A 24,088-nucleotide genomic window follows, 5' to 3' on the forward strand; every position below is an offset into this window, starting at 1 on the left:
GGGCCGCTGGTCGTTGGTCGTTGCCCGCTGGCCGCTGGCCGCTGGCCGCGCGGGGATCAGACGTGGCGCGGGATCAGATGTGGACGGCCGGGCCCGCGTCGACGGTGCCGCGGCGGGTGAGCAGGCCGAGCACCGCGGCGCCGAAGGCCACCACGGCGGCGACCGCGAAGGCGAGCGACATGCCGCTGACGAAGGAGTCGTGCACGGCCCCGGCCATCGCGTCCACCGCCTGCTGCGGGGTGCCGGCCGGGGCCGGCGGGGCGATGCCGAGCTGCGCGGCCTGCTTGAGGCCCTCGGCCTCGGCGCCCTGGACCGGCGGCAGGCCGGCCTTGGCCCAGTTGCCGGGCAGCACGTCCCCGACCTTGGCCGCCATCAGCGCACCGAGCACCGCGGTGCCGAGGCTGCCGCCGACCTGCATCGCGGCCTGCTGGAGGCCGCCGGCCACACCGGACAGCTCCAGCGGGGCGTTGCCGACGATCACCTCGGTGGCGCCGACCATGACCGGGCTGATGCCGAGGCCCATCAGGACGAACCAGAGCGACATCACGCCGGTGCCGGAGCCCGCGTCCAGGGTGGACATGCCGAACATCGCGGTGGTGGTGATCAGCATGCCGGCCACGATCGGGATCCGCGGGCCGAGCTTGCCGATCGCGATGCCCGCCACCGGCGAACCGATGATCATCATGCCGGTCATCGGCAGCAGGTGGACGCCGGCCGACACCGGCGACATCCCGTGCACGTTCTGCAAGTAGAAGGTCACGAAGAAGATCGCGCCGAAGAACGCGAAGGCCATCAGCACCATCAGCAGGGTGCCCGCCGACAGCGGCACCGAACGGAACAGGCTGAGCGGGATCAGCGGCTCCTTCGCCCGGGCCTGCCAGAACGCGAAGAGCACCATCAGGACCACCGCGCCGCCCAGGAACAGCAGCGTGCGGGCGTCGCCCCAACCCCACTCGGGGGCCTTGATGATGCCGAAGACCAGCGCGAACATCGCCACCGAGAGCAGCGCGATCCCGGGCAGGTCGAAGGACTTGGCGGCCTTCTCGGCCCGTACGTCCTTGAGGATCCACAGGCCGAGGCCGAGCGCGATCAGGCCGACCGGGATGTTGATGAAGAAGACCGACTCCCAGTTGACGTGCTCGACCAGCAGGCCGCCGACGATCGGGCCGGCCGCGGTGGAGGCGCCGATCACGCCGCCCCAGATGCCGATCGCCATGTTGAGCTTCTCGGCCGGGAAGGCGCCGCGCAGCAGACCGAGCGCGGCCGGCTGGAGCAGCGCGCCGAACAGGCCCTGGAGCACCCGGAAGGCGATCACGGTCTGGATGTTGCCGGCGAAGCCGATCGCGGCCGAGGTGGCGGCGAAGCCGACGGCGCCGACCAGGAAGGTGTTCTTGTGGCCGAACCGGTCGCCGATCTTGCCGGCCGTGATCAGGAAGACCGCCAGGGCCAGCAGGTAGCCGCTGGTCACCCACTGGATCTCGGAGGGCGCGGCCTTCAGGTCCGCCTGGATGACGGGGTTGGCGATGGCGACGATCGTGCCGTCCAGGGCGACCATCATCACGCCGACCGCGACGGTCAGCAGGGTCAGCCAGGGGTGCCCCTTGAGCCCTCCCCCGCCCGGTGGCGTGCGCTGCGGCGGGACGTCCGCCTTGGCGTTCTTGACGACGGACTGGCTCATCTGGGGCCCTCCGGGGGCGTGGCAGAGAACGGAACGTGGGCGTGGCGCCGCGACCCACCCGTCCCCACGAGTGCCCGGTCGGCGAGCGCCACTTCCGGCAGATTATGTCAGCCACTGACATTCGGCAAACACTGACTTCTGGCTCTAGCTGACATTTGTCAGAGCGCTAAGGTTGTGCTCCTCACCCCACCCGCACGCGCTCGGAAGGCCCCGCCATGGCCGCTCGCACCCCCACCCCCACCGCCGCCCCGGGCACCCCCGAACGGCTGCCAGGGCTGCGCGAGCGCAAGAAGCAGCAGACCAGGGACGCCCTCGTCCAAGCCGCCCACGTGCTCTTCCTCGGCCAGGGCTTCGCCCGCACCACCGTCGACGAGATCGCCTCCGCCGTCGAGGTCTCCCAGCGCACCTTCTTCCGCTACTTCGCCAACAAGGACGAGGTCGCGCTCGCCGTGATGGCCGACGCCGAGGACTACTTCATCGAGTGCCTGTGCCGCCGCCCGGCCCACGAGTCCCCGCTCCAGGCCCTGCGCGCCGCGATCGTCCAGTCCTGGCGCGAACTCGGCGCCGAACACCGCAGCGGCCCCCGCTCGATCACCACCGCCCTCGAACTGATGCGGATGATCGAGGAGACCCCCACCCTGCTCGCCACCCACCTGCGCCGGGTCACCGAGCAGGAACGGGTGGTCGTCCGGGTAATCGCCGAACGCGAGGGCCTCGACCCGGCCGAGGACCTGCGCCCCACCGTGCTCGCCGCCGTCTTCGGCAGCGTGCTGCGCGCCGCCCACCTGTCCTGGACCCCCGACCAGGAGCCCGCCGGGCCCGAGGGCATGGTCGCCGTCATCGAGCGCCACTTCGACCAGCTCGGCCCGGCCCTGGCCGGCCACTGGCGCACCGGCCCGCAGTAGCACCGGCCGCGCGGTAGTGCCGGCCCGCAGCAATACGGGCCCGCAGTAGTACCGGCCCGCAGTAGTACAGCGGGCACCGCTCCCGGCCCCGGAACCGTGCCGGGAGCAGTAGTACCCGGGTAGCACCCCCTACCCCGGTAGCACTCCGATGTTCGACCCCAGTGCGACGACGGGCGGTCGGCACCCTCTTAGGCTGGCCCGCGATGAAGACGATCACCACGACCGAAGTCCGCGCGCAGGCCCTCCGGCTGCTCCGCTCGCTCCGGCACCACCTCACCACCCCGACCGGCGGGTCCACCCCGCTGCTCGGGGACTCGCCCCGGGCCTGGCTGCGCCGACTGCCGTACGTCGTCGCGCTGATCATGCAGGCCTCGCTGATCCCCACCGGGATCGTCGCCCTGGTCGACTTCTACGGCGTCGCCGTGCCCATCGCCGGCGCGCTCACCATCGCCCAGACCTCGCCGCTGCTGCTCGCCATCACCCGGCCGCTGGCCGCCTGGTGGATCAGCGCGGCCACCCTCGTCACCACGGCCTCCATCACCGCCCGGCACCACCAGCTCGGCGGCACCTGGCCGTGGACGGCGCCGATGATCCTGGCGTACGTCTTCCTGCTGATCGCGCTCGCGCTGCGGGAGAGCCGGGCCACCCTGATCGCGGTCTGGATCGCCACGATCCTGCTCACCCTCCTCACCACCACGCTCGGCTTCCCGCACGCCGACGACGGCACCACCATGCTGCTGGTCGCCCTCGGCGGCGCCGCCCTGCTGCTCGGCTGGGCCGTCCAGGACCGCGCCGAGGCCCGCCGGCTGCTCGCCGAACAGGAGCACATCAGCGAGGCCGAACGCGAGCGGCGCACCCTGCTGGAGGAGCGCGCCCGGATCGCGAGGGAACTGCACGACGTGGTCGCCCACCACATGTCGGTGATCGCCGTGCAGGCGGCCAGCGCGCCGTACCGGATCACCGGCGTACCGGACGCGGCCACCGAGGAGTTCACCGCCATCGCCGGCACCGCCCGCGAGTCGCTGACCGAGATGCGCCGACTGCTGGGCGTGCTGCGCAGCGAGGAGTCCGCCGCCGAGAAGGTGCCGCAGCCCGGGATCGAGCAACTGCCGCAGCTGATCGAGACGGTGGGACGGGCCGGGGTCCCGGCCGAACTGACGGTGGATCCGGGGCTGGCCGAGGCGGTGCCGAAGGCGGTCGCCCTGTCCGCGTACCGGATCGTGCAGGAGGCGCTGGCCAACGTGGTGCGCCACGCGCCCGGCTCGCGGGCCCGGATATCCCTGGTCGACGAGGGCGCCACCCTGCTGCTGACCGTGGTGAACACGCCCCCGCCCCAGCACACCGAGTCGTTGGAGGCCTCCATGGAGGGCACCGGACAGGGGCTGATCGGAATGCGGGAACGCGCCCGGCTGGTCGGTGGCAGGCTGGAGACCGGCCCGATGCCGGACGGCGGCTACAAGGTCGCCGCCGTCCTGCCCCTCGAAACCCCCCGGGAGAAGCCCGCATGACCATCCGCGTGATCATCGTCGACGACCAGGCCATGGTGCGGGCCGGCTTCGCCGCCCTGCTCAACGCCCAGAGCGACATCGACGTGGTGGGGGACGCGGCCGACGGCGCGCAGGCCCTGGAGGTGAGCGGCCGCACCCACCCGGACCTGGTGCTGATGGACGTCCGCATGCCCGTCATGGACGGCCTGGAGGCCGCCCGCCGACTGCTCGACCCCGCCGTCCCCGGCGCGCACCGGCCCAAGGTGATGATGCTGACCACCTTCGACGTGGACGACTACGTGTACGAGGCGCTGCGCGCCGGGGCCAGCGGCTTCCTGCTCAAGGACGCCCCGCCGGCCGACCTGATCTCCGCGGTCCGGGTGGTCTCGGCCGGCGAGGCGCTGCTCGCCCCCTCGGTGACCCGCCGGCTGATCGAGGACTTCGCCCGCAACCGGCCGGCCCGGCGGCGCGACCCCAAACTGCGGCTCAACGGCCTCACCCCGCGTGAGACCGAGGTGCTGGAGCTGATCGCCCGCGGCCTGTCCAACCAGGAGATAGCCGGCCGGCTGGTCCTGGCCGAGCAGACCGTCAAGACCCACATCGGGCGCATCCTCGCCAAGCTCGACCTGCGCGACCGCGCCCAGGCCGTCGTCCTCGCCTACGAGTCCGGCCTCGTGACGCCCGGCCAGTGACGCCGGTCCGGTGACCCTCGGCGGCTCCAGCCCGACGGCTCCGGTCCGGAGACACCCCCCGTGGTACCCCGAGCGATACCCCGAGTAGTACCCCGGTAGCACCCGGGAGTTGGCCCCGCGGTGTGACGTCCGCGGGGCCGTCGCATTTCTACCTTCCTTTCCGTCGAAGTCGAACGGATCAGGGAGGGGCCGGACATGGGGAAGTTTCGGGTCAAGAGAGCCATCGCGGCCAGTACGGTGATGCTGGCCGCGGTGCTCGGTCTCGGCGGCTTCTCCACGGACGCCCAACAGGCCGTCACCGGCCCGCCCCCGGGCAGCGCCGCCTGGGTGGCCGACACCGCGTTCGGCCTCCACCCGCCCGACCCGGCCACCGCCACCCCGGCCGAAGTCTCCGCGTTCTTCGCCGAGTTGACGCCCGCGCAGCAGGACGCGCTGGCCGTCCGGCACCCGCTGGTGGTCGGCAACCTGGACGGCGCCCCGGTCCAACTCCGGTACCGGGCCAACACGCTGGCCCTCACCGCGGAGCTCGGCCGCGAACTCGCCCGGGCCACCGACCCGGCGCTCACCCCGCAGGACCACGAGCAGGCCCGCACCCGCGCCGAGCGCTACCGCGCCCTGCTGGACGGCGACCGCCGGATCCTCGTCTTCGACCCGCGCGATCGCGGCGAGGTCGCCGAGGTCTTCGGCGACCTCGCCACCGCCCGCCACACCGCCGTCGTCGTCCCCGGCTCGGACAACGACCTGGAGAACTTCGACCGCTCCCCCGGCTCGTACGGCACCCCCGCCGGCATGGCCCGCTCGCTCCACCGGGCCACCGACCGGCAGAGCGCCGTGATCGCCTGGACCGGCTACACCACCCCGGTCGGGATCGGCCTGGGCGCCGCCACCGAGGACCTGGCCCGGGCCGGGGCCACGCGGCTCACCCGGCTGCTCGACGGACTCGCCGTCACCACCCGCCCGCAGGCCCCGGCCACGGTGTTCTGCCACAGCTACGGCTCGGTGGTCTGCGGGCTGGCCCGCCCCGGGCCCGACCAGGCCTCCGGCGTGGTCGTCCTCGGCTCGCCCGGGATGGGCGTCGGCTCGGCCGCCGCCCTCGACCCGCGCGTCCCGCTCTGGGCCACCGCCCGCAACGACTCCGACTGGATCGGCCGGGTCCCCTACGTCTCGGTGCTCGGCCTCGGCCACGGCGCCGACCCGACCGCCCCCGGCTTCGGCGCCCACCCGCTGCCCGCCACCGGATCCGAGGGCCACGCCGGCTACTTCGCCCCCGGCACCGCCTCGCTCACCGCCTTCGCCGCCATCGCCCTCGGCCTCGACCGCTAACCGCTGACCGCCTCACCGAAAGGAGCACCGCCATGGCCCACCCGCTGACCGCCCTGCGCCGCGCCGCCCACCAGGTCGACGCCCGCACCCCCGAGACCCGCGACCGCGCCCTGGACGGGCTGCGCGCCCTCGCCCTGCTCGCCGTGCCGGTCGGGCACTGGCTGCTCGGCGGCTTCACGCTCTCCGCCGACGGCGCCCTGCACAACGCGAGCCCGCTCTCCTCGCTCGGCGGCCTCGCCCCGATCAGCTGGGTGCTCCAGATGCTCGGGGTGTTCTTCCTGGTCGGCGGCCACTCCTCGGTCCAGTCGCTGGAGCGGGCCCGGGCCAAGGGCGTGACGTACCTGGGCTGGCTGCGCGGCCGGTCGGTGCGGCTGCTGCGCCCGGTACTGGGGGTGACGGCCGTCTGGGCGCTGCTGATCGCGCTGCTGCCCGCGCTCGGCGTCCCCGGGGACACCGTGCGGACCGGCGCGACGCTGGTGGTGCAGCCGCTCTGGTACATCGCGGTCTACCTGGGGCTGACCGCGCTCACCCCGCTGTGCGTGGCGGCCGGGCGCCGGCTGGGCGGCTGGTCGGCGGGCGTCCTGGTGGCCGCCGTCGCCGCCGTCGACCTGCTGCGGTACGGGCCGTGGGCGGAGGCGGTGCCGTCCTGGGTCGGGCTGTTGAACATCCTGCCGGGCTGGCTGTTCGGCTACCAGCTGGGCGTGCTGTGGGCGCAGGGCCGGCTCGGCCGCCCGGTGGCCCGGGTGCTGCTGGTCGGCGGCGGCGCGCTGTTCGCCACGCTGCTGCTGGCGTTCCACTACCCGGCCAGCATGGTCGGGGTGCCCGGGATGGAGCGGACCAACTCGCACCCGCCGTCCCTGCTGGTGCTGGCCCTGGCGGCGACGCAGTGCGGCGCCGCGGTCCTGCTGCGGGATCGGCTGGGCCGGCTGCTGACCCGCCGTCCGCTGCTGTGGCTGCCGGTGGTGGCGGTCAACCTCTCGGCGATGACGATCTTCTGCTGGCACCAGAGCGCGATGCTCGCGGTGGCGGTGCCCGGCGCGGCCGGACTGGGCGCCGTGCCGGGGCTGACCACCGCGCCGGACTCGATCGGCTGGGTGGCCGCCCGGGTGGCGCTGCTTCCGCTGTTCGGGGCCGTGCTGGTGGCGATCGGGTGGTTCACCCGGCGGTTCGACGGGCCGTGGACGGCCTTCTCCCGGGCCGGGAAGGCGCTGGCCGCGGCGGGTGCGGCGCTGTTCGCCGCGTACGCGCTGGGCATGGTGTGACCTGCGCCGGAGAGTGAGGCACAGGAGGGGCGCGGACCGATCGGTCCGCGCCCCTTCGGCCGTTCCGGGGCCGGTCCACGGCCACTCCGGGGCCGCCCGTCACAGGGGTCCGCAGCGGGATGCATCCGCATGCGAACCACCACGCACTGTGATCTCCTGTGACGGTCGGCGACCATCGCTGGACCGCGCCCGCCCACGGCCCGTCCGTCCGCATTCGCCACCCTCCCCGCCCACCCCCTCCCCGAGGAGATCCATGTCCCCGTCCGCACCGCAGCCACGGCGCCGGGCCCGCCGCCGACTGTCGGCCACCGCCGTGGTCTGCGCGGTGACCACCGGCACCCTGCTCGCCGCCGTCGGCCCGGCCGCCGCCCACGGCGGGCCGGCCACCCCCGGCCAGAACGACCTCACCCCGCACATCGCCTCCCCCCGGGTGATGGCCGAGATGCGGGCCGACGAGGTCGCCGCGCTCGGCCCCGAGCACGCCGAGGAGCACGCCCGGGCCCGCGCCGCCATCCGCGGCATCGGCGACTACCCGCAGACCACCCGCACCAACCGGTACAACGCGCTGACGGCCTCCCAGGCCAGCACCAACGCCGGCTTCGACCCGGCGGTGTTCGGCACGTTCAAGGAGTACTTCTCCTCCCCCGACTTCGGCGACCACGTCGCGCTGCTGCCGACCGGCAAGGTGCTGCTGTTCTCCTTCGAGCGGATCGAGTCCAACCCGGAGAAGGAACCCGCCCCCACCCAGACCACCGGCAAGGAGAACGCCGGCCGGGCCTTCCTCTGGGACCCGGCCAAGGGCACCGGCAAGGACGCCTTCAAACAGGTCACCCCGCCGGTCTCCGACATGCCGGACGGCCTCAACGAGCCCCGTCCGGTGCCGTTCTTCTGCTCCGGCCACTCCTTCCTGCCCAACGGCATGCTCGGCGTCTTCGGCGGGAACCTCGGCGGCAACGGCGGCACCGGCGCCAAGCTGTCGCTGATCTTCGACCCGTGGACCGAGACCTGGACCCGCAACCCCGACATGTCGGTCGGCCGCTGGTACCCCTCGGTGGTGACCGGCGCCGACGGCCGGCAGCTGATCATGTCCGGCCAGTCCGAACTCGGCCACGGCACACCGACGCCGGTGGTCGAGCGCTTCCCCGCCAAGGGCTTCCCCGTCCCCCAGGGCAAGAACGACACCCCGAAGAACACCCCGGTGGAGCGCTTCAAGGCCGACGCCCCGTTCACCACGGACTACCCGCACCTGTTCTCGCTCAACGACGGCAACGTCTACGGCTTCGGCCGCCAGCCCACCGAGCAGTGGAGGTTCGACCCGGTCGCCGAGTCCCGCAGCGACCTCACCGCCCGCCCGGACGGCCGCCCGCGCAACTACGGCTCCGCCGTCATGCTGCCCGGCGGCGTCAACGGCCCGGACTCCGCCCTGATCCTCGGCGGCGACCGCGACAACCCGAGCACCCTGCGCTTCTCCAACGGCAGTTGGACCGCCGAGAAGTCCCGCGCCTTCGGCCGCACCCAGGACGACACCCTCCTGCTGCCCAACGGCCGGCTGATGACCGTCAACGGCGCGTACGACATCCGCGACTACGGCAACGGCCCGTACAACCCCAACGCCGACCTCAAGTACCGCCAGGTCGAACTGCGCGACGACCAGGGCAACTGGAAGCTCGGCCCGGTCCAGCGGCTCCCGCGCGGCTACCACTCCAACGCCGTGGTCCTGCCCGACGGGCGCGTGATGGTGACCGGCGACGAGCTCCAGCAGCTCGCCAACAACCCGGACGTCAACGGCACGGTGAGCGGCATCCCCGGCACGACGGGGCCCGTCACCATGAACGGCACCATCGAGATCTACGAGCCCGCCTACCTGAACCAGGGCAACCGGCCCCAGCTGGACCGGGCGCCGACCACCCCGGTCGGCTACGACAAGAAGTTCACCGTCACCAGCACCACCCCGGGGCTCGCCGCCAAGGCCGTCCTGCTGGCGCCGACCACCTCGACCCACTCGGTCAACACCAGCCAGCGCCACATCGAGCTGCGGCTCACCAGCCGGGCCGGCAACCGGCTGGAGTTCCAGGCCCCGCCGGACGCCAAGGCCGCGCCGCCCGGCTGGTACATGCTCTTCCTGCTCAACGACCAGGGCGTGCCCAGCGTCGCGCAGTGGGTCCAGCTCAGCTCCTCGGCCTGATCCCCGAACCGCCCCCCAGCGAAGGAAAGACCCACCCATGAGCACCCCCACGGCCACCGACCTGCGGCTGCGCCAGAGCGACGAGATCCAGGGCGACATCCTGGCCGGCTTCCGGAAGGACAACGTCAGCGTCCTGTTCCTCAAGTTCGAGGACGCGGCGCGCGCCCGCGACTGGCTGCGCCGGCTGGTCCCGCAGATCGCCACCACCCGCCAGGTCGCCACGTTCAACGAGGCGTTCAGCGAGGCCAGGAGCGCCTCCGGCGGCGACGACCCCAAGTCACTGACCGCCACCTGGCTGGGCGTCAGCTTCACCTACGAGGGCATGCGGATGCTCTCCGCCACCGACCCGTTCGCGCAGGCCCCGCCGATCGGCAGCGGCCTGGAGGCGTTCAAGGAGGGCTCGGCGCAGCGGGCCGGCGCACTCGGCGACAGCGGCGACAACTCCCCGGAGAACTGGCTGTTCGGCAACGGCAGGAACCAGCCGGTCCACGCGCTGCTGAAGATCTCCGCGGACAGCGAGAAGGACCTCCAGGCGGCCATCGAGGCCCAGCGCATCGCGGCCGCCGAGGCCCGGGTCCTGATCGCCTACCAGCAGAACGCCCAGACCCTGCTGGGCAGCCGCCGCGGCAAGGAGCACTTCGGCTTCAAGGACGGCATCAGCGAGCCCGGCGTGCGCTTCTTCGACCGGCCGGACCCGAACAACCCGGACGAGGTCGAGGGCCACCGGGGCACCCGGATCATCCCGGCCGGCGAGTTCATCTGCGGCGAGGACAACGACCCGTTCAGCTTCCCCAAGGACCAGTACCCGGACTGGACGCGCAACGGCTCCTTCCAGGTGGTCCGCCGGCTCGCCCAGGACGTCCCCGGCTGGTGGTCGCAGGTCTCGGTCAAGCTCCAGGAGCTGCGACTCGCCAAGGCCGTCCCGGACAACGCCACCACCGAGTGGCTGGCCGCCCGGATGGTCGGCCGCTGGCGCTCCGGCGCCCCGGTCTGCAAGCACCAGGACCGGGACACCCCGAACGACCCGACCTCCTCCAACGACAACGACTTCGACTTCCGGGACGACCTGGAGGGTCTGGTCACGCCGCTCTGGTCGCACCTGCGCAAGACCAGCCCGCGCGCCGCCCTCCAGGAGGACCCGAGCCACCCGCCGTTCGACCCGAACGCCCTCGACGGCCGTCGGATCATGCGCCGCGGCACCCCGTACGGCTCGCCGTTCGACCCGGCCTCGGAGGGCCCGGGCGGCCCCGACGACCCGCGCGGCCTGCTGTTCATCTGCTACCAGGCGGACATCGCCCGGCAGTTCGAGTTCATCCAGGCCGACTGGATGGACCAGCCGGACTTCCCGCCCAAGCGCAACCCGGTGCCCGGCAAGGACCCGGTCACCCAGGAGGCCCCGGACGTCGACTTCGAGAGCCGGGATCCGGGCGGCACGGTCAAGCACACCCTGCTGAGCTTCCAGCAGTTCGTCCGGACCACCGGCTCGGTGTACGCCTTCATGCCGTCCGTCAGCACCCTGAAGGCGCTCTGCGACGGGCGGCTCACCGGCGGGTCCGGCCAGACCACCGGGCAGACCCAGCAGGGTGGCGGCGGCCAGGCCGCCTCCGGCAAGGCGTACCCCTGCGACGAGTTCCTCGCCGTCCCGGACCAGCAGCGCAGGGGCGGCCAGAGCCAGTACTGGGTGTTCCACGCCGACCGGTGCCGCCGGATCTCGGTGGCCGACGGCTCCTCCCACACCGACCGTATGGTCGACGGCGACACCGGGCTGACGGCCTGGACGTGTCTGCAGGGCGTCGGGCGGGTCGACTGCGTCCTGCCGATGCCCGACCTCCAGAACCCGGACGGCAAGAGCTGGTACTGGGTGTTCCACAGCACCGCCGGCCGCCAGCAGTACCGGGCCGTCTCGATCACCTGCGGCGGCGGCTCCACGACCAGCGCCGTGGAGCGCCAGGACCGCGACCTCGGCGCCTGGAACTCGCTCAACGGCGTCGACCGGATGGACTGCTTCCTGCCCGTCCCCGACCAGCAGCGGGTCGGCGGCAAGAGCTGGTACTGGGCGTTCCACACCACCGGCGGCCGCCAGCGCTACCGGCTGGTCTCGGTGGCCGACGGCGCCGCGCACACCGACGTGTGCGAGCGCACCGACCGCGAACTCTCCCAGTGGGGCTCGCTGAACGGCCTGAGCCGGGTGGACTGCTTCCTGCCCGTCCCGGACTGCCAGCGGGTCGGCGGCCGGAGCGAGTTCTGGTGCTTCTCCGGCCAGAGCTACCGCCGGATCTCGATCGCCGACGGCAGCGGCCACCCGGACCGGCTGGTCTCCGGCGACCGCTCCTGCGACGCCTGGTCCTCGCTGCTCTGAATCGCCCGGCCCTGGCCACACCCGCCCCCCGGTGCGCCCCGCGTGCACCGGGGGGCGCGCTGTCGGTCCCCTGCCCTACGCTGCGGGCATGGTGACGTTCGAGGAGTTCCGCGCGATGGCGCTCGCCCTGCCGGAGGCCGCACAGGAGCCGACCTGGGACATCGAGACCCTGCGGATCCGCGGCCGGATCTTCGCGATGGGCGCGCCCGGGGGCCGTTCCGTCACCGTCAAGGCCTCCCCCGAGGACCAGGCCGAACTGCTCGCCGCCGAGCCCGAGGTGTTCTCCAGCGCGCCGTACGTCGGGCGGCACGGCTGGGTGAGCGTCCAGCTGGACCTGGTCGATCCGGAGGAGCTGCGCGACCTCGTCGTCGAGGCCTGGCGGCGCACGGCGCCCAAGCGGATGGTGCGCGAATTCGACGTGCGGGCCACTCTGTGACGCTGAAACGACACCGCCGGTTCATGTGAGCCATCCCACAGTTTGGGCGGGCGCGTCACCTCTCCGGGCACCCTACGCTTGCGCAGGGAAGCAGGCAGTCTCATCGCACCTCCGGGCACCGCCCGAGAAACGGTGACGGGCCCTAAGGGAGTTGGTGCGGTGCGCAACCGTCGGCGCTGGAAGCGGGTACTGATCGGGGCGTTCGCGGGCTGTGCCGTGCTCGCCGACGCCGGCGCCGCGGCGGCCCAGGCGGCCGCCTCCACCGAGCAGCTGGCGATCTCCACACCCCCGGCCGGCAGCGCCGCCTGGGTCCAGGACCACAGCTTCGACCGCACCCTGCCCGACCCGGCCACCACCACCCCGGCCGCCGCCGCCGCGTTCTTCGCCTCGCTCGCCCCCACCGAACTGGACCGACTGATCCGGGACTACCCGCTGGTCGTCGGCAACTTCGACGGCGCCCCGCTGGACCTGCGCTACCGCGCCAACAAGATCGCGCTGGCCGCCGAACGCGACAGCGCCCGGGCCCGCGCCGCCGACCACAAGCTCGACGCCGACACCCGCGAGCTGGCCGTCTCCCGCGCCAACGACGTCGAGCACCTGCTCGGCCCCGACCGGCAGATCCTCGCCTTCGACCCGCGCGGCCGCGGCCTGATCACCGAGGTGTGGGGCGACCTCGCCGACGCCGAGCGGATCTCCGTCGTCGTCCCCGGCTCGGACGCCGACCTCGGCCACTTCGACCAGGCCCCCGAACCGCTGCGCTCCCCGGCCGGCATGGCCCGCGCCCTGCACACCGAGGAGCAGCGGCAGGCGCCGAACACCCGCACCGCGGTGATCGCCTGGACCGGCTACGTCACCCCGTCCGGCCTCGGCCCGGACGCCGTCACCTCCCGACTCGCCGACGTCGGCGCGCCCCGGCTGCAGCGGCTGCTCGCCGGGCTCAAGGAGACCACCCGGCCGGACGCGCCCCCGGCCCTGCTCTGCCACTCGTACGGCTCCGTGGTCTGCGGCAACGCCGCCCCCGAGATCCCGCGCGCGGCCGCCTCGCCCTCCGACACCTCCGGGATCACCGACCTGATGGTGTTCGGCAGCCCCGGCATGGGCGTGCAGAGCACCAGCGAGCTGGGCACCGGCGTGCACGTCTGGGCCACCCGCAACCCCACCGACTGGATCGGCAACGTCCCGTACCTGGAGGTCGGCGGCCTCGGCCACGGCGCCGACCCGACCGCCGGCGGCTTCGGCGCCGAGCAGATCTCCTCGGCCCGCGCGGCCGGCCACAACGGCTACTTCACCGAGGGCACCGACAGCCTGCACAACTTCGCGGCGATCTCGCTCGGCCACTACCAGGACGTCGTCCGCCCCGCCCCGAACTCCTAATTCCTACTCCTGGTACAGCCGCAGGGCGTCCGCCGCCGCCCGGGCCAGCTCGCGGCGGGCCGCGAGCGGGGCCAGCACCTCGACGTCCGCGCCGAAGGCGAGCAGCGCGCGGACGGCCGCCGGCGCCGGGAAGACCATCGCCACCTCGACCCACTCCTCGGCCGGCCCGGCACCCGCCTCCGGCGGCGGCGCGGTGACCCGGCCGCCGTGGATGCGGACGAACATGTCCAGCCGCCCGCGCCGCACCCGCACCCGGACCGGCAGCTCCTTCGGCAGCCGCTCCACCTGCTCGCGCAGCACCACCCAGGCGTCCCCGAGCCCCACCCCGGCGCGGCGGCGCACCGCCTCGTCGGTGGTCTCGGCGGCCAGCACCCGGTCGGCCCGGAACAGCCGGGGCTCGCCGTGCAGATCGGCCACCAGGTACCAGACCGCGGCCTTGCTCACCAGCCCGTACGGGTCCACGGTGTACTCCACCGGCGCCGGCGTGCCGCTGTGCCGGTAGCTCAGCCGCAGCCGCCGGTCGGCGAACACCGCGTACTGCAGCTCGCCCAATTCGGGGCCGGCCGCGGCGCCGGCCGCCGGGCCGCTCTGCAGCCAGCGGGCCGGGTCAACCAGGATCCGCTCGGTGATCCGCTCGGCGGCCGGGCGGTGCGGGGCCGGCAGCGCGGCCATCACCTTGCGCAGCGCCGAGCCGAGCGCGCCGTCCAGCCCGAGGTCGCTGTGCGCGCCCTGGGCGGAGAGCACGAACAGCGCCCGGGCCTCGTCCGCGGTCAGTCCGGTGACGTCGGTGCGGTAGCCGGGCAGCAGGCTGATGCCGCCGTGGCGGCCGCGTTCGGTGAACACCGGCACGCCGGCGGCGGAGAGCGACTCCACGTCGCGGTAGATGGTGCGGACGGACACCTCCAGGCGCCCGGCCAGTTCGGTGGCGGGCACCCGGCCGCGGGTCTGGAGCAGGAGCAGGATGGAGAGCAGGCGGTCGGCCTTCATGGCAGCAGAATCCCAGCAATCCTGACGGCGGTTGTCAGGTTTTACTGGGAGATTGCCGTTCGAGCCCGAAAGCCCGCACCACCCCAGGGAGCTGATTCCACGTGAACTCCGTCCAGGACGCCCGCCCGCAGTACCTGCTCGCCCTCGGCCAATTGGAGAAGCTGTTCGCCGAGATCACCCCGGACGCCCTCGACCGGCCCACCCCGTGCAGCGCGTTCACGCTGCGGGAGCTGCTGAGCCACGTGGTCGGCGGCATCCACCGGTTCGCCTACCTGGGCGAGGGCGGCCGGGCCGAGGACGTCGTCGCCGCCACCGGGGACCTGGCGGACGACGCCTGGCCGGGCGCGCTGGACCGGGCCCGCGCCCGGGCCGTCGCGGCCTGGGCGGACGACGCCGCGCTGGACCGCCCGGCCCACGCGCCCTGGGGCGTGGTGCCCGGCCGGGTCGCGGTCGGCGGCTACCTGATGGAGACGGTCGCGCACACCTGGGACATCTCCCGGGCGCTCGGCTCCCGGCAGCCGCTGGACGACGCCCTGGCGCACGCCGCGCTGGCCGTCGCCCAGGCCGTCCTGTCGGCCGAGCACCGCGGCGGGGCGGTCCCGTTCGGCGAGGTGCGGCCGGTCGCCCCGGACGCCGACGTGCACACCCGGCTGGCCGCCTGGCTCGGCCGGGAGGTCTGAGCAGGCGCCCGGGACGGGGGGAGCGGCCCGGGCGGCCGCTCCCCCACCGCCGCTACTCCCGGCCGACCTGGGTGAAGCGCATGTCCGGGTAGCGGTCCCCGGCCACCTCGCCCGCCACCGGCTCCAGCCGGGCCAGTTCCTCGGCGGTGAGCCGCAGCGTGGCGGCCGCGGTGTTCTCGGCGAGCCGGCTGCGCTTGCGGGTGCCGGGGATCGGCACGACGGTCAGCCCGTGCACCTCGGCCCGCTGGTGCACCCAGGCCAGCGCGACCTGCGCGAGGGTCACCCCGCGGGCCGTCGCGATCTCCCGCAGCGGCGCCAAGAGTTCGACGTTGGCCGCCGCGTTGGCGCCGGTGAAGCGCGGCTGGGTGCGCCGGACGTCGTCCGCCGCGAGCTGCTCGGCGGCCTGGAACGCCCCGGTCAGGAAGCCCCGGCCGAGCGGCGAGTACGGCACGAAGGCGACGCCCAGTTCGGCCGCGGCCGGCACCGCCGTGCGCTCGACGTCCCGGGCGAACACCGACCACTCGGACTGCAGCGCGGCGATCGGGTGGATCGCGTACGCCTCGCGCAGTTCGGCGCCCGTCACCTCGGACAGTCCCAGTCGGCGCACCTTGCCGGCCCGGACCAGCTCGGCCATGGTGCCGACCGAGTCGGCCAGCGGCACGGCCGGGTCGCGGCGGTGCATGTAGTAGAGGTCGATCTCGTCCACGCCGAGGCGGCGCAGCGAGGCGTCGACGGCGGCCCGGATGTACGCCGGGTCGTTGCGGATGCCGCGGTGACTCGGGTCGTCCTCCTTGCGCTCCACGGCGAACTTGGTGGCGAGCACCACCCGGTCGCGGTTGGCGCGGACGAAGGGGCCGATCAGCTCCTCGTTGCGGCCGAAGCCGTAGGCGTCGGCGGTGTCGAACAGGGTGACGCCGGCCTCCAGGGCGGCGTCCAGGGTGGCGAGCGCCTCGGGCCGGTCGGTCGGGCCGTAGAAGTCGCTCATGCCCATGCAGCCGAGGCCCTGGACGCCCACGAACGGGCCGTCGGTGCCGAGTCGGGCGGTGGGGAGGACGGGAACGGTCATCGCTCTGCTTCTTCCTCTGCGTGCGGCGCATGCGTGCGGCGTACTCCGCTGCGGCGTACTCCACGTGCGGCGTGCTCCGCGTGCGGCGTGCTGATGGCGGCTACTCGTGGCGGCGGACGGCCGGTTCGTCGGACGCGGCGATCCGGCCGGAGTACAGGTCGATCTTGTAGTCGAGGACGGCGAGGGTGGCCTGGAGGTCGGCGACCCGTTGGCGGACCTCCTCGCGCTGGTCGACCAGCAGTTGGCGCCGCGCCTCGTAGGTCCGCTCACCCTCGCGGGCCAGCTCCACGTAGCGGAGCATGTCGGCGATCGGCATGCCGGTCAGCCGCAGCCGGCCCAGGAAGGCCAGCCGGTGCAGGTCGGCGTCGCAGTAGCGGCGCTGGCCGCTGGCGGAGCGGTCGACCGGGTCGAGCAGGCCGATCCGCTCGTACCAGCGCAGGGTGTGCGCGGTGAGCCCGCTGGCCACGGCGACCTCGCTGATGGTGTGCCGCGGGGTCCGGTCCGGATCGCCGACCGGGAGCTGGTACACGTCGGCGCAGGTCCGCAGGTCGAGCTGGACGGGTGCGAGCGTGGCCATGATCGGTTACCCCCTGTGGTGAGCAGTGACGACGACGCTATCGAGTTGGAGTGCACTCCAAGCAAGCCTCACACCCGGGTGCTCCCGCCACCCGTTTTCGGGCCTTCGTTAGAGTCGGGCGCATGGAGAGCTTGCGGATGATCGAGAACTGGCCGGTGCCCCACGCCGCGGCGGCGGTGGTCCGGGGGGCGGACGGCGCGGTGCTGGGCACGTACGGGCCGCAGCAGCACCTGTTCCCGCTGGCGTCGGTGACCAAGCTGCTCACCTCGTACGCGGCGCTGGTCGCGGTCGAGGAGGGCGTCTTCGAGCTGGACGACCCGGCCGGGCCGGCCGGCTCGACCGTCCGCCACCTGCTCGCGCACACCTCCGGCCTGGGCTTCGACGAGAACCGGGTGTTCGCCGAGCCCGGCAACCGCCGGCTGTACTCCAACGCGGGCTTCGACGCGCTGGCGCGGGCGCTGTCCGACGCCGCCGGGATCGAGTTCTCCCGGTACGCCGCCGAGGCGGTGTTCGAGCCGCTGGGCATGCACGACACCCTGCTGAACACCGCGCACAAGTCCCCGGCCGGCGCCGGCGGCCTGTCCACCGTCGCGGACCTGGTCCGGTTCGCCGCCGAGCTCCAGTCCCCGAAGCTGCTGGACCCGTCCACCGTCCGGCAGGCCACCCGCGAGGTCGCCTTCCCGGGCACCAGCGGCGTGCTGCCCGGCTACGGCCACCGCCGGCCGAACGACTGGGGTCTCGGCTTCGAGATCCGCGACGGCAAGGCCCCGCACTGGACGGGCACCGCCAACTCGCCCGCCACCTTCGGCCACTTCGGCCAGTCCGGCACCTTCCTGTGGGTCGACCCGGAGGCCGGCGTGGCCTGCGTCGCGCTCACCGACCGGGACTTCGGCCCGTGGGCCGCCGAGGTCTGGCCGGCCTGCTCGGACGCGGTCCTGGCCGAACTGAACAGCTGAACGATTGGAAGGCTGAAAGGACAGCCCCTAGCCGTACGAGACCGGCGAGTGCATCTCCCAGAGCAGGAGTTCGGCGCCGGTCTCGCCGGCCGTCGGGTCGGCGAAGGCGTCGCCGGTGATCCGCACGCTGTCGCCCGGGGCCATCGAGCGGCCGCCGCCCTTGGGCCCCGGGATCGTCCGGTAGCCGAGCGAGCCGGCGGTCAGGTGCGCGTACCGCCAGGCGGCCTCGGGCAGTGCGGGCAGCGGCTGCCACGGCCCCGCCGTCGCCAGCCAGAGCGCGGCGTCGCCGCGGCGCAGCCGCAGGGCGTCCGTCCCGGCGTCGCGCTCCAGCCCGGAGGCGAGCAGCGTCAACCCGCCGTCGGCCGGTTCCACCTTGCGCAGCCCGTACGCCGGGGGCGCGTCGAACACGTCCGGCTGGAGCCACATCTGGACGAAGCGGACCGGGCCGGCGGCCCCGCCGACGTTGCGCTCGGTGTGGGTGACGCCGGAGCCCGCGCCGAGGTGCTGGACCATCCCCGGGCGGACCACCCCGCCGTGCCCCTGGGAGTCCCGGTGCGCCAGCGCGCCCTCCAGCACCCAGGTGAGGATCTCGGTGTCCCGGTGCTTGTGCTCCTCGTACCCGGCGCCGGGGGCGAGGAGTTCCTCGTTGCACGCGAGCAGCGCGCCGAAGTGCGTGTTCTTCGGGTCGTAGTGGCCGGAGAAGGAGAACGCGTGTCGGGTCTCGACGCCCTCGGCCGGGGTGGAGAGGTAGCGCTCGGCGGTGCGGCGCAGGTCGGCGCGGGGGCGGGCGGCGTCGTCTGTCACGGGCCCCACGGTAGTGGGTGTGACCGGCACCACCGTGCCGCTGCACCGGGGGGTGTGCACGAGCAGTCACTCACGTGAGGCAGTCTTGTCCTTGTGCCAGCCGCTTCCGCGAACTCCAAGAGCGAACCCAGTCCCACGGCCGAGCCGACCGGGAAGAGCCCGGCCCCCAGGGCCGGCCGCGACCGCCCCGGCCGGGCGGCGCCCCGCCTGACCGCGCAGGAGCGCAGAATGGCCGCCGAGCGGGCCGAGCGCCGGGCCGCGACGCTCAAGCGGCTGGAGAAGTCCTCGGGCAAGCTGGCCACCGCCGCGATCTCCCGGATGGACGACCAGCTCGGCTGGTACCGGCGGATGCCGCCGGAGCACCGTTCCTGGATCGGCCTGGTCGCCCAGGCCGGCATCGCCGCCTTCACCGAGTGGTACCGCCACCCGGACGCCGCCCAGGCGATCTCCACGGACGTCTTCGGCACCGCCCCGCGCGAGCTGACCAGGGCGATCACCCTGCGCCAGACCGTCGAGCTGATCCGCACCACGATCGAGGTGATGGAGGAGGCCATCGAGGAGGTGGCCGCCCCCGGCGACGAGGCGGACATGCGCGAGTCGGTGCTGGTCTACGCCCGGGAGATCGCCTTCGCGACCGCCCAGGTGTACGCCCAGGCGGCCGAGGCGCGCGGCGCCTGGGACGCCCGGCTGGAGGCGCTGGTGGTCAACTCGCTGCTGTCCGGCGACGCGGACGAGGGCGTGCTGTCGCGGGCCGCGGCGCTCGGCTGGGGCCAGCCCAGCCAGGTCCGGGTGGTGATGGGCAGCGCCCCGGACGGCGACAGCGAGCTGGTGGTCGAGGCGATCCGCCGGGCCGCCCGGTACGCCAAGCTGCACGTGCTGACCGGGGTGCTGGGCAAGCGCCTGGTGGTCGTGGTCGGCGGCGACAAGGAGCCGGTGCACGCGGCCCGGGCGCTGATCGGCCAGTTCGCGCCGGGCCCGGTGGTAGTCGGCCCGACCGTGCCGGACCTGCTCTCGGCGACCCGCTCGGCGCACGCCGCCGCGGCCGGCCTGCGGGCCTGCGCCGCCTGGCCGGACGCGCCCCGCCCGGTGCTGGCCGACGACCTGCTGCCCGAGCGCGCGCTGGCCGGCGACCAGGCCGCCCGCCGCCAGCTGGTGGAGGAGATCTACACACCGCTGGACGAAGCCGGCTCGGCGCTGCTGGAAACGCTGAGCGTCTACCTGGAGCAGGCCTCTTCGCTGGAGGGCGCCGCCCGGATGCTCTTCGTCCACCCCAATACGGTGCGCTACCGGCTACGACGTGTGACCGACGTCACGGGGTACGCCCCGTCCGACGTGCGTTCGGCGTTCACGCTGCGGATCGCACTCGCCCTCGGCCGACTCACCGCGGCCGGGGAGCCGAGCTGAACCGCCTGTAGGGACCTTACAATCCCGGATGGTTTTCTTCGTTACCGTCGCCTACCCGCCCCTGGGCGCCTGGCGAGAGAGGGTTGAACCGTGCTCGTAATCGTCGCCCCTGGACAGGGTGCCCAGTCCCCCGGTTTCCTCAGCCCCTGGCTGGAGCTGGACGGTGTCGCCGACCGCCTCCGCGGCTGGTCGGAGGTCGCCGGGCTCGACCTGGTGCACGCCGGGACCGAGGCCTCCGCAGAGGAGATCAAGGACACCGCCGTCGCCCAGCCGCTGCTGGTCGCGGCCGGTCTGATGACCGCCCGTGAGCTGTTCCCGGACGAGGACGTCGCCCGCAAGCTGGTCGGCGCCGTGGCCGGCCACAGCGTCGGCGAGATCACCGCCGCCGCCGGCGCCGGGGTGCTGAGCGCGCACGACGCGCTGACCTTCGTCCGTGAGCGCGGCCGGGCGATGGCCGCGGCCGCCGCCGTCACCGAGACCGGCATGATCGCCGTGCTCGGCGGCGACCCGGAGGTCGTCGCGGCGAAGCTGGCCGAGCACGGCCTGACCGCGGCCAACAACAACGGCGGCGGCCAGATCGTGGCCGCCGGCACGCTGGCCCAGCTGGAGACGCTGAAGGCGGACCCGCCGGCCGGTGCCAAGCTGGTCGCCCTGAAGGTGGCCGGCGCCTTCCACACCGAGCACATGGCCCCGGGTGTCGAGCGGCTGGCCGCGCTGGCCCCGACGCTGACCGTGGCCGACCCGCAGGTCCGCTACGTCTCCAACAAGGACGGCGAGGTCGTGGCCTCCGGCGCCGAGGTGCTCACCCGCCTGGTGTCGCAGGTCTCCAACCCGGTCCGCTGGGACCTCTGCATGGAGACCCTCGGGCAGCTGGGTGCGACCGCCGTCATCGAGCTGTCCCCCGCGGGCACTCTCACCGGACTGGTCAAGCGCAACCTCAAGGGTGTGGCGACGCTTGCCCTCAAGACCCCCGCCGACCTGGACAAGGCCCGCGCACTCGTCGCGGAGCACGGCGGTCAGGATCAGGAGACCCAGGCATGACGAAGCCGCAGATCCGCCCGTCCGAGGGCGCGCAGTACGCGCGCATCCTCGGCGTGGGCGGCTACCGCCCGGTCCGGGTGATCCCCAACGCCGAGGTGCTGGAGTGGATCGACTCCTCGGACGAGTGGATCCGCACCCGCAGCGGGATCGCCGAGCGCCGCTGGGCCGGCCCGGAGGAGAGCGTCGCCGAGATGTCGGTGCAGGCCTCCGGCAAGGCCATCGCCCAGGCCGGGATCACCCCGGACCAGATCGGCGGCGTGATCGTCGCGACCGTCTCGCACCTCAAGCAGACCCCGGCGATCGCCACCGAGATCGCCGAGCGGCTCGGCTGCGGCACCGCCCCGGCCTTCGACATCTCGGCCGCCTGCGCGGGCTTCGGCTACGGCCTGGGCCTGGCCGACGGCATGATCCGCGGCGGCAACGCCGAGTACGTGCTGGTGATCGGCGTCGAGCGGCTGAGCGACCTGACCGACCAGTCGGACCGCTCGACCGCGTTCATCTTCGGCGACGGCGCCGGCGCCGCGATCGTCGGCCCGTCCGACACGCCCGGTATCGGCAAGCTGATCTGGGGCTCGGACGGCTCGCAGTCCGACGTCATCTCGCAGACCCAAGCCTGGGACACCGCCTTCGCCAAGCCCGACGCCGTCAACGGCGTGGGCGAGGAGGCCAAGTGGCCGGCCCTGCGGATGGACGGCCAGCCGGTCTTCCGCTGGGCGGTGTGGGAGATGGCCAAGGTGGCCCAGCAGGCGCTGGACGCCGCCGGGGTCACCGCCGACCAGCTCGGCGCGTTCATCCCGCACCAGGCCAACATGCGCATCACCGACGCCATGATCAAGGCGCTCAAGCTGCCCGACTCGGTGCCGGTCGCCCGCGACATCGCCGAGACCGGCAACACCTCGGCGGCCTCCATCCCGCTGGCGATGGAGCGCATGCTGGAGAGCGGCGAGGCCCGCAGCGGCGACCTCGCACTGATCATCGGGTTCGGGGCGGGTCTCGTGTACGCCGCGGCAGTCGTTACGCTCCCCTAGGCGCGTTTCGCCCCACTCATTCCGCAAAGCCTGCATCCGGCCGCCGGTCGGACGCGTTCAACACCGAAGAGGAGCAGCCAGTATGGCTACCAAGGACGAGGTTCTGGAAGGTCTCGCCGAGATCGTCAACGAGATCGCCGGTATCCCGACCGAGGACGTCGAGCTCGAGAAGTCCTTCACGGACGACCTGGACGTCGACTCGCTGTCCATGGTCGAGGTCGTCGTGGCCGCCGAGGAGCGCTTCGACGTCAAGATCCCGGACGACGAGGTCAAGAACCTGAAGACCGTCGGCGACGCGGTGAACTACATCCTCACCAACGCCGCCGCCTGAGCGATCGACCCGTTCGATCCCTCCAGCACGTCCGGCGTTCTCGACGCCTCGGACGGCTGACTCGTCGGCCCGGCTCCCCCGAGCCTGGCCGACCCGCCGGCCGGGACGCCCCACCGGGCGCCCGGCCGGGCCCTTCCTCGGCTCGCCGCCGACCCCACGATCGTGAGAGAAGAAGAACCAGTGACCGCTGAAAACCGTACCGTGGTCGTCACGGGTATCGGCGCCTTCACGCCGCTGGGCGGCGACGCCGCCACCACCTGGGAGAACCTGGTCGCAGGACGCTCCGGAGTGGCGGCCCTGACCGAGGAGTGGGCCGCCGAGCTGCCCGTCAAGATCGCCGCCCGCACGGCCGTCGAGCCGGGCGAGATCCTCCCCCGGCCGCTGGCCCGCAAGCTGGACCGCTCGGCCCAGTTCGCGCTGATCGCCGCCCGTGAGGCCTGGGCCGACGCCGGCTACGAGACGCCGGCCACCGACGACTCCTCCAAGCTCGCCCCCGAGCGCCTCGGCACCGTCATCGCCTCCGGCATCGGCGGCGTGACCACCCTGCTCGACCAGTACGACGTGCTGAAGGAGAAGGGCGCCCGCAAGGTCTCCCCGCACACCGTCCCGATGCTGATGCCCAACTCCCCGGCGGCCAACGTCGGTCTGGAGGTCGGCGCCCGCGCGGGTGTGCACACCCCCGTCTCCGCCTGCGCCTCCGGCGCCGAGGCGATCGGCTACGCGATCGAGATGATCCGCACCGGCCGCGCCGACGTCGTGGTGGCCGGCGGCACCGAGGCGGCGATCCACCCGCTGCCGATCGCCGCGTTCGCCAACATGATGGCGATGTCCAAGAACAACGACGACCCCGAGGGCGCCTCCCGCCCGTACGACAAGGGCCGGGACGGCTTCGTGCTGGGCGAGGGCGCCGGCGTGGTCGTGCTGGAGTCGGTCGAGCACGCCGAGGCGCGCGGCGCCCGGATCTACTGCGAGGCCGTGGGCCAGGGCCTGTCCTCGGACGCCCACCACATCGCCCAGCCCGAGCCGACCGGCGCCGGCGTGGCCCGCGCGCTGGCCGACCTGTTCGACCGCAACACCCTGGACAAGGCCGAGATCGTGCACGTCAACGCGCACGCCACCTCGACCCCGCAGGGTGACACCGCCGAGCTGAAGGCGCTGCGCAAGGAGCTCGGCGACGACCTCGACCACATCGCCATCTCGGCCACCAAGTCGATGACCGGCCACCTGCTGGGCGGCGCCGGCGGCATCGAGACCGTCGCCACCGTGCTGGCCCTGTACCACCGGATCGCCCCGCCGACCATCAACGTCGACGAACTGGACGACGACGTGGACGCGGACATCGTGCGCGGCGAGGCCCGCCCGCTGCCCGAGGGCCGGATCGCGGCGCTGAACAACTCGTTCGGCTTCGGCGGCCACAACGTGGTGCTGGCCTTCCGCTCCCGCTAGTCCGCACGCACCGAGAGGGGCCGGCGCTCGCCGTGAGCGCCGGCCCCTCTCATGCGCCGCGTGGTGC

21 protein-coding genes are annotated in these 24,088 nt (G+C 73.6%); 16 read left to right on the forward strand and 5 right to left on the reverse strand.

Annotated features, from left to right (window positions below; all coding sequences use genetic code 11):
• Nucleotides 1-73 precede the first annotated feature (73 nt).
• Nucleotides 74-1,678, reverse strand: coding sequence for an MFS transporter (locus A6F73_RS09815; RefSeq protein WP_063347443.1), 1,605 nt, complete (start codon nucleotides 1,676-1,678; stop codon nucleotides 74-76).
• A gap of 215 nt (nucleotides 1,679-1,893) precedes the next feature.
• Here A6F73_RS09815 and A6F73_RS09820 point away from each other — a divergent pair, with 215 nt between their 5' ends.
• The 9 genes from A6F73_RS09820 (at nucleotide 1,894) to A6F73_RS09860 (ending at nucleotide 13,701) form a co-directional block, all read left to right on the forward strand.
• Nucleotides 1,894-2,583: a TetR family transcriptional regulator gene (locus tag A6F73_RS09820; RefSeq protein ID WP_063347444.1), complete on the forward strand. Its 690-nt coding sequence runs from the start codon at nucleotides 1,894-1,896 to the stop codon at nucleotides 2,581-2,583.
• Between the two features lie 203 nt (nucleotides 2,584-2,786).
• The gene (locus tag A6F73_RS09825; protein WP_063347445.1) at nucleotides 2,787-4,091 is read left to right on the forward strand and encodes a sensor histidine kinase; all 1,305 of its coding nucleotides are present in this window, start codon (nucleotides 2,787-2,789) and stop codon (nucleotides 4,089-4,091) included.
• The gene (locus A6F73_RS09830) at nucleotides 4,088-4,762 is read left to right on the forward strand and encodes a response regulator transcription factor (RefSeq protein ID WP_063347446.1); all 675 of its coding nucleotides are present in this window, start codon (nucleotides 4,088-4,090) and stop codon (nucleotides 4,760-4,762) included. Before A6F73_RS09825 ends, A6F73_RS09830 begins: the two co-directional genes overlap by 4 nt.
• Before the next feature lie 240 nt (nucleotides 4,763-5,002).
• Nucleotides 5,003-6,085: an alpha/beta hydrolase gene (locus A6F73_RS09835; protein WP_107453018.1), complete on the forward strand. Its 1,083-nt coding sequence runs from the start codon at nucleotides 5,003-5,005 to the stop codon at nucleotides 6,083-6,085.
• Nucleotides 6,086-6,117: 32 nt separating this feature from the next.
• The gene (locus A6F73_RS09840; RefSeq protein ID WP_063347448.1) at nucleotides 6,118-7,347 is read left to right on the forward strand and encodes an acyltransferase; all 1,230 of its coding nucleotides are present in this window, start codon (nucleotides 6,118-6,120) and stop codon (nucleotides 7,345-7,347) included.
• 253 nt (nucleotides 7,348-7,600) lie between these two features.
• Nucleotides 7,601-9,532, forward strand: a complete 1,932-nt coding sequence (locus tag A6F73_RS09845) for a glyoxal oxidase (protein WP_063347449.1) — start codon at nucleotides 7,601-7,603, stop codon at nucleotides 9,530-9,532.
• Nucleotides 9,533-9,569: 37 nt separating this feature from the next.
• The gene (locus tag A6F73_RS09850) at nucleotides 9,570-11,891 is read left to right on the forward strand and encodes a Dyp-type peroxidase (RefSeq protein ID WP_063347450.1); all 2,322 of its coding nucleotides are present in this window, start codon (nucleotides 9,570-9,572) and stop codon (nucleotides 11,889-11,891) included.
• 88 nt (nucleotides 11,892-11,979) lie between these two features.
• The gene (locus A6F73_RS09855; RefSeq protein ID WP_063347451.1) at nucleotides 11,980-12,327 is read left to right on the forward strand and encodes an MmcQ/YjbR family DNA-binding protein; all 348 of its coding nucleotides are present in this window, start codon (nucleotides 11,980-11,982) and stop codon (nucleotides 12,325-12,327) included.
• Nucleotides 12,328-12,486: 159 nt separating this feature from the next.
• Nucleotides 12,487-13,701, forward strand: coding sequence for an alpha/beta hydrolase (locus A6F73_RS09860; protein ID WP_244293345.1), 1,215 nt, complete (start codon nucleotides 12,487-12,489; stop codon nucleotides 13,699-13,701).
• Between the two features lie 3 nt (nucleotides 13,702-13,704).
• On the opposite strand, the gene A6F73_RS09865 is transcribed toward A6F73_RS09860, so the two are convergent.
• Nucleotides 13,705-14,688, reverse strand: coding sequence for a WYL domain-containing protein (locus A6F73_RS09865; protein ID WP_063347452.1), 984 nt, complete (start codon nucleotides 14,686-14,688; stop codon nucleotides 13,705-13,707).
• A 101-nt stretch (nucleotides 14,689-14,789) separates the two neighbouring features.
• On the opposite strand from A6F73_RS09865, the gene A6F73_RS09870 reads away from it, so the two are divergent.
• The gene (locus tag A6F73_RS09870; RefSeq protein ID WP_063347453.1) at nucleotides 14,790-15,368 is read left to right on the forward strand and encodes a TIGR03086 family metal-binding protein; all 579 of its coding nucleotides are present in this window, start codon (nucleotides 14,790-14,792) and stop codon (nucleotides 15,366-15,368) included.
• A gap of 52 nt (nucleotides 15,369-15,420) precedes the next feature.
• On the opposite strand, the gene A6F73_RS09875 is transcribed toward A6F73_RS09870, so the two are convergent.
• Both A6F73_RS09875 and A6F73_RS09880 read right to left on the reverse strand, forming a co-directional pair.
• Entirely contained in the window at nucleotides 15,421-16,434 is a 1,014-nt protein-coding gene (locus tag A6F73_RS09875) for an aldo/keto reductase (protein WP_063347454.1), read from the reverse strand.
• A 100-nt stretch (nucleotides 16,435-16,534) separates the two neighbouring features.
• Nucleotides 16,535-17,011, reverse strand: a complete 477-nt coding sequence (locus A6F73_RS09880) for a MerR family transcriptional regulator (protein WP_063347455.1) — start codon at nucleotides 17,009-17,011, stop codon at nucleotides 16,535-16,537.
• 122 nt (nucleotides 17,012-17,133) lie between these two features.
• On the opposite strand from A6F73_RS09880, the gene A6F73_RS09885 reads away from it, so the two are divergent.
• Nucleotides 17,134-17,967 carry a serine hydrolase domain-containing protein gene (locus tag A6F73_RS09885; protein ID WP_063347456.1) on the forward strand — a complete coding sequence of 278 codons (834 nt, stop codon included), beginning with the start codon at nucleotides 17,134-17,136 and terminating at the stop codon, nucleotides 17,965-17,967.
• 27 nt (nucleotides 17,968-17,994) lie between these two features.
• On the opposite strand, the gene A6F73_RS09890 is transcribed toward A6F73_RS09885, so the two are convergent.
• Nucleotides 17,995-18,771: a pirin family protein gene (locus A6F73_RS09890; RefSeq protein ID WP_159398417.1), complete on the reverse strand. Its 777-nt coding sequence runs from the start codon at nucleotides 18,769-18,771 to the stop codon at nucleotides 17,995-17,997.
• A 228-nt stretch (nucleotides 18,772-18,999) separates the two neighbouring features.
• Here A6F73_RS09890 and A6F73_RS09895 point away from each other — a divergent pair, with 228 nt between their 5' ends.
• The 5 genes from A6F73_RS09895 to fabF all read left to right on the forward strand — a co-directional run bounded on the left by A6F73_RS09895 (nucleotide 19,000) and on the right by fabF (nucleotide 24,021).
• The gene (locus A6F73_RS09895) at nucleotides 19,000-20,175 is read left to right on the forward strand and encodes a PucR family transcriptional regulator (protein WP_063347457.1); all 1,176 of its coding nucleotides are present in this window, start codon (nucleotides 19,000-19,002) and stop codon (nucleotides 20,173-20,175) included.
• A 90-nt stretch (nucleotides 20,176-20,265) separates the two neighbouring features.
• Nucleotides 20,266-21,216: an ACP S-malonyltransferase gene (locus tag A6F73_RS09900; protein ID WP_063347458.1), complete on the forward strand. Its 951-nt coding sequence runs from the start codon at nucleotides 20,266-20,268 to the stop codon at nucleotides 21,214-21,216.
• Entirely contained in the window at nucleotides 21,213-22,244 is a 1,032-nt protein-coding gene (locus A6F73_RS09905; RefSeq protein ID WP_063347459.1) for a beta-ketoacyl-ACP synthase III, read from the forward strand. The genes A6F73_RS09900 and A6F73_RS09905 overlap by 4 nt, the downstream gene beginning before the upstream one ends.
• A gap of 82 nt (nucleotides 22,245-22,326) precedes the next feature.
• Complete coding sequence (locus A6F73_RS09910; protein ID WP_063347460.1) at nucleotides 22,327-22,575, forward strand: acyl carrier protein; 249 nt, start codon at nucleotides 22,327-22,329, stop codon at nucleotides 22,573-22,575.
• A 180-nt stretch (nucleotides 22,576-22,755) separates the two neighbouring features.
• The gene (fabF, locus tag A6F73_RS09915; protein WP_063347461.1) at nucleotides 22,756-24,021 is read left to right on the forward strand and encodes a beta-ketoacyl-ACP synthase II; all 1,266 of its coding nucleotides are present in this window, start codon (nucleotides 22,756-22,758) and stop codon (nucleotides 24,019-24,021) included.
• Nucleotides 24,022-24,088: the final 67 nt, after the last annotated feature.

Source organism: Streptomyces sp. MJM8645 (genome assembly GCF_001625365.1).
Lineage (GTDB): Bacteria > Actinomycetota > Actinomycetes > Streptomycetales > Streptomycetaceae > Kitasatospora.

Bases quoted from the DNA above. Each gene is read 5' to 3' on its own strand.
- A6F73_RS09845 (WP_063347449.1), top strand. From the start codon at position 7,601: ATGTCCCCGTCCGCACCGCAGCCACGGCGCCGGGCCCGCCGCCGACTG.
- A6F73_RS09850 (WP_063347450.1), top strand. From the start codon at position 9,570: ATGAGCACCCCCACGGCCACCGACCTGCGGCTGCGCCAGAGCGACGAG.
- A6F73_RS09840 (WP_063347448.1), top strand. From the start codon at position 6,118: ATGGCCCACCCGCTGACCGCCCTGCGCCGCGCCGCCCACCAGGTCGAC.
- A6F73_RS09880 (WP_063347455.1), bottom strand. From the start codon at position 17,011: ATGGCCACGCTCGCACCCGTCCAGCTCGACCTGCGGACCTGCGCCGAC.
- A6F73_RS09815 (WP_063347443.1), bottom strand. From the start codon at position 1,678: ATGAGCCAGTCCGTCGTCAAGAACGCCAAGGCGGACGTCCCGCCGCAG.
- A6F73_RS09885 (WP_063347456.1), top strand. From the start codon at position 17,134: ATGGAGAGCTTGCGGATGATCGAGAACTGGCCGGTGCCCCACGCCGCG.
- A6F73_RS09825 (WP_063347445.1), top strand. From the start codon at position 2,787: ATGAAGACGATCACCACGACCGAAGTCCGCGCGCAGGCCCTCCGGCTG.
- A6F73_RS09835 (WP_107453018.1), top strand. From the start codon at position 5,003: ATGCTGGCCGCGGTGCTCGGTCTCGGCGGCTTCTCCACGGACGCCCAA.
- A6F73_RS09895 (WP_063347457.1), top strand. From the start codon at position 19,000: ATGGCCGCCGAGCGGGCCGAGCGCCGGGCCGCGACGCTCAAGCGGCTG.
- A6F73_RS09855 (WP_063347451.1), top strand. From the start codon at position 11,980: ATGGTGACGTTCGAGGAGTTCCGCGCGATGGCGCTCGCCCTGCCGGAG.
- A6F73_RS09820 (WP_063347444.1), top strand. From the start codon at position 1,894: ATGGCCGCTCGCACCCCCACCCCCACCGCCGCCCCGGGCACCCCCGAA.
- A6F73_RS09865 (WP_063347452.1), bottom strand. From the start codon at position 14,688: ATGAAGGCCGACCGCCTGCTCTCCATCCTGCTCCTGCTCCAGACCCGC.
- A6F73_RS09830 (WP_063347446.1), top strand. From the start codon at position 4,088: ATGACCATCCGCGTGATCATCGTCGACGACCAGGCCATGGTGCGGGCC.
- A6F73_RS09905 (WP_063347459.1), top strand. From the start codon at position 21,213: ATGACGAAGCCGCAGATCCGCCCGTCCGAGGGCGCGCAGTACGCGCGC.
- A6F73_RS09875 (WP_063347454.1), bottom strand. From the start codon at position 16,434: ATGACCGTTCCCGTCCTCCCCACCGCCCGACTCGGCACCGACGGCCCG.
- A6F73_RS09910 (WP_063347460.1), top strand. From the start codon at position 22,327: ATGGCTACCAAGGACGAGGTTCTGGAAGGTCTCGCCGAGATCGTCAAC.